We start from the raw sequence: 422 nt of genomic DNA, 5'->3' as shown, positions 1-422 counted from the left end.
CGCAGACAAATCGTCTGCGGTTTTCATATGGCCCGGCAACGTCCTACTCTCGCAGGGGGGAGACCCCCAACTACCATCGGCGCTGGAAAGCTTAACTTCCGAGTTCGGGATGTGTTCGGGTGTGACCTTTCCGCCATCATCACCGGACCTGTATTTTATTTTGGGATGTGTTCCCTGAAAACCGGATGGGAGAAAAAACTGTAAACTGAGAATGCGTTTCTACTTCTAACTTTGAGAATTGTCCAGCTCCAGCGTCTATCAGCTAGCGTATTTCTACGTCTTCTACCTACGATAACGATAAGTCAACATCGGCTCGATACCTCACCGTGTTTCCTTTATCTCAGTCGAAATCCGTACGTCGATAAACGAGGCGCTTCCGCTTTTCGTTTTGGTTAAGTCCTCAATCGATTAGTATCCGTCAG

Annotated in this window: 1 rRNA gene; it reads right to left on the bottom strand. The window is 48.3% G+C overall.

The window, feature by feature from the left end:
* Positions 1 to 30: 30 nt before the first annotated feature.
* Positions 31 to 147 (bottom strand): 5S ribosomal RNA (gene rrf, locus BpJC4_RS15925).
* Positions 148 to 422 lie beyond the last annotated feature (275 nt).

This window comes from Weizmannia acidilactici, from assembly GCF_008974185.1.
GTDB classification, from domain to species: Bacteria; Bacillota; Bacilli; order Bacillales; family Bacillaceae_C; genus Weizmannia; species Weizmannia acidilactici.
The sequence above is the reverse complement of the archived record's forward strand: the minus strand, read 5'-3'. Positions and strand labels throughout refer to the sequence as shown.